The 3,520-nt window shown below is 59.6% G+C and carries 4 protein-coding genes; 2 read left to right on the forward strand and 2 right to left on the reverse strand.

What is annotated here, in order from left to right; genetic code table 11:
* Positions 1-116: 116 nt before the first annotated feature.
* Complete coding sequence (locus tag PMI23_RS14500) at positions 117-512, reverse strand: DUF4280 domain-containing protein (RefSeq protein WP_007911072.1); 396 nt, start codon at positions 510-512, stop codon at positions 117-119.
* A gap of 190 nt (positions 513-702) precedes the next feature.
* On the opposite strand from PMI23_RS14500, the gene PMI23_RS14505 reads away from it, so the two are divergent.
* Positions 703-1,770 (forward strand): phosphotransferase family protein, encoded by a 1,068-nt coding sequence (locus PMI23_RS14505; RefSeq protein WP_007911073.1) that lies wholly within the window; start codon positions 703-705, stop codon positions 1,768-1,770.
* Positions 1,771-1,792: 22 nt separating this feature from the next.
* Positions 1,793-2,560 (forward strand): SDR family oxidoreductase, encoded by a 768-nt coding sequence (locus PMI23_RS14510; protein ID WP_007911074.1) that lies wholly within the window; start codon positions 1,793-1,795, stop codon positions 2,558-2,560.
* Positions 2,561-2,683: 123 nt separating this feature from the next.
* Here the strand turns inward: PMI23_RS14510 and PMI23_RS30020 are convergent, their stop codons facing one another.
* Entirely contained in the window at positions 2,684-2,851 is a 168-nt protein-coding gene (locus PMI23_RS30020; RefSeq protein WP_238539535.1) for a hypothetical protein, read from the reverse strand.
* Positions 2,852-3,520 lie beyond the last annotated feature (669 nt).

Raw genomic sequence — 3,520 nt, forward strand, 5'->3', positions numbered from 1 at the left:
GGATTCACAGCTAGACTTTCACGTCGGCGGAGCTAATCAATCCCCCCCAATCGGCTCCCTCTCCCCCTGGGAGAGGGCTGGGGTGAGGGGTTTGGATTTCACGCCAAGTAAAAAACTCAGGGAATAAGCATCTGCATCTGCCCCGGCACCACAATCTTGATCACCCCCGCCCAGTTACACATCAACGTTGAGTTGGCATCGATCGCCGGCATCCCGCCCAGCAACAACGTCGGCGCCCCGCCGGGAATCCACGGTGTGGCCGTCGCCGGAATACACGGCATCGGCGTCAACACCCCCAGGGCGGCGGCAGTTGCAGCGGCGACCATCGGATTGGCCATGCTCATGCACACCCCGAACGGCAGGATATTCACCAGCGGGATGTGATCCATGATGTTCGCCGCCGGCATCCCGCCGGTCAGCGTGCGATTCACCGGCAACACGTTGAGCATCGACGGCGCGGCGCCGAAGCTGCATTGCAAAGTGGCCGTGGCACAGACTTGCGGACAGCCCATTTCAAAGCTCCTTTTTGCCCATGGCATACCCGCTAAACCTTAGTCTGCTGCGGCCCGTCGCGCACATTCTCAAAGGTGATTATCCGGCAACACGCTAACCTATAAGACCGACCTGCGCTTGTGACTGCCCGAGCGCACCATTAGATTAGCCAATGATGTCTGGCCTCCAAAATAAGCAGAAGGGATAAGCATGGCGCTTACTGACCAGTCCACCCGTATCCGCTCTGGCGAAGAACTCGATGCCAGCCTGATTGATCCGTACCTTAAGGCGCACATTCCGGGCCTGAGCGGCTTGCCTGCGATCAGCCAGTTCCCCGGCGGTGCCTCGAACCTGACCTACCTGCTGGAATACCCGGAACAGGAATTCGTCCTGCGCCGCCCGCCGTTTGGCCACAAAGCCAAGTCTGCCCACGACATGGGCCGCGAATTCCGCATCCTCAATCAATTGCGCGACGGTTTTCCGTATTGCCCGAAAGCCTACGTGCACTGCACCGACGAATCGGTGATCGGCGCCGAGTTCTATGTGATGGAACGGGTCAACGGCATCATCCTGCGCTCGGAGCTGCCGCCGGAACTGGGCCTCGACTCAGCGAAAACCGAAGCCTTGTGCAAAAGCTTCATCGACCGCTTCGTCGAACTGCACCGCGTCGACTACAACGCCTGTGGCCTCGGTGATCTGGGCAAGCCGGAAGGCTACGTTGCCCGCCAGATCAAAGGCTGGAGCGAACGCTACGAAAAGGCCCTGACGCCCGACGCGCCACACTGGGAAAAGGTCAAAGCCTGGCTCAACGACAAGATGCCGGCTGACCACCCAACCTCAAGCATCGTCCACAACGACTATCGCTTCGACAACGTCATTCTCGACCCGCAAAATCCGATGCAGATCATCGGTGTGCTGGATTGGGAACTGACTACCCTCGGCGACCCGCTGATGGACCTGGGCAACACCCTCGCCTATTGGATTCAGGCGGACGACCCGGCGCCGGTGCAACTGATGCGCCGCCAGCCGAGCCACGCACCGGGCATGCTCACCCGCCGTGAATTCGTCGATTACTACGCCGAACGTTCGGGCATCCAGATCGACAATTTCGACTTCTACTACACCTACGGCCTGTTTCGCCTGGCCGGCATCGTGCAGCAGATCTACTACCGCTTCTACCACGGCCAGACCCAGGACAAACGCTTCGCGCAGTTCATTCACATGAACAAACTGCTGGAGCAGATGAGCTTGCAGGTCATTGCGAAATCGAGCCTCTGACGGCCCACACCCAGGAACCCTTATGTCCAAGACTCAGTTGTTCGACCTCGACGGCAAGATCGCTTTCGTCTCCGGCGCCAGCCGCGGCATCGGTGAAGCCATCGCCAAACTGCTCGCCCAGCAAGGCGCCCACGTGATTGTCTCGAGCCGCAAACTCGACGGCTGCCAACACGTGGCCGATGCGATCATCGCTGCTGGCGGCAAAGCCACCGCAGTGGCCTGTCACATCGGTGAAATGGAGCAGATTGCCCAAGTGTTTGCCGGGATCAAGGAACAGTTCGGCCGCCTCGATATTCTGGTCAACAATGCCGCGACCAACCCGCAGTTCTGCAACGTGCTGGACACTGACTTGGGCGCGTTCCAGAAGACTGTCGATGTGAACATTCGTGGCTACTTCTTCATGTCCGTCGAAGCCGGCAAACTGATGCGCGAAAACGGTGGCGGCAGCATCATCAACGTCGCGTCGATCAACGGCATTTCACCGGGGATCTTCCAGGGCATCTACTCGGTGACCAAGGCGGCGGTGATCAACATGACCAAAGTCTTTGCCAAGGAATGCGCGCAGTTCGGCATCCGCTGCAACGCCCTGCTGCCGGGCCTGACCGACACCAAGTTCGCCTCGGCACTGGTGAAAAACGATGCGATCCTCAAGCAGGCACTGACGCAGATCCCGCTCAAGCGCGTGGCGGATCCGAGTGAAATGGCCGGTGCGGTGTTGTACCTGGCCAGCGATGCGTCGAGCTACACCACCGGCGTTGCGCTGAATGTGGACGGTGGTTTCCTGTCCTGATCCCGGGTAAATGATTAACCCCCTGTAGGAGTGAGCCTGCTCGCGATAGCGGTGTGTCAGATACATAAATGTTGACTGACACACCGCTATCGCGAGCAGGCTCACTCCTGCAAGGGAAGTGCATCAGGCAATGACTTTCGGCAATTGCCAGCCGTAATGCACCGACAGCAAACGCAGAGCCAGACACACCGCCCCCGCCAGCAACGCCGCCGCGACCGGTGAAACGCCCAGCCTGCACGCAACGGCAACCAGCGCCCCCCCCCCCGCCGCCGAGGCCGACGATAAACGCAATCACCATCACCCCAAACAAGTCGGGCTGACTGTGCATCGCCGCAATGGCGCCTTCCACGGCCACCACCGCCGTACCGTCCAGGACGGCGACCAGCACAACCCGCTCAACCCGAGACTTGCACCCCGCCGGCGCTACTGCGTGACACAACGGGTAGTGGTGATGTGTCGAGTAACCTGCCCGTCGGCGTACACGTCACCGGCGACTTCAGTATTTTCGAGCACCTGGCAAGTACGTTCCGGTGGCGGAGGTGGCGCAACCGGTGGAGGGGGTGGAGGACTGGCACAACCCGCCAGCAAAACGGCAAAAAAAGCCAACGGCAACACGCGTTTCCCAAGATTGTTCATAGGACGACCCGCGATGAATGGAAGAGCAACTTCCGCGACCCAACCGACCACGGAAGACCTGACCACTCATTCTTTATAGCCGAGCGCCCTGCAAGCGCCAGTGAATTGGCCCGATTGGGTGGTAATGGCTGTCGATTTTGCGTCGGGGTTTGAGCGAGTTAGCAGAGTGAAACGCACATTGCCAGACAAGGCCCCTTCGCAAGCAGGCTCGCTCCCACAGAAAAGCAGAAGCAGAAGCAGAAGCAGAAGCAGAAGCAGAAGCAGAAGCAGAAGCAGAAGCAAACAGTGCAACCCACACACCGCTTCTGCTCCTAACCACTCAAC

This window comes from Pseudomonas sp. GM24, assembly GCF_000282235.1.
Taxonomy (GTDB): domain Bacteria; phylum Pseudomonadota; class Gammaproteobacteria; order Pseudomonadales; family Pseudomonadaceae; genus Aquipseudomonas.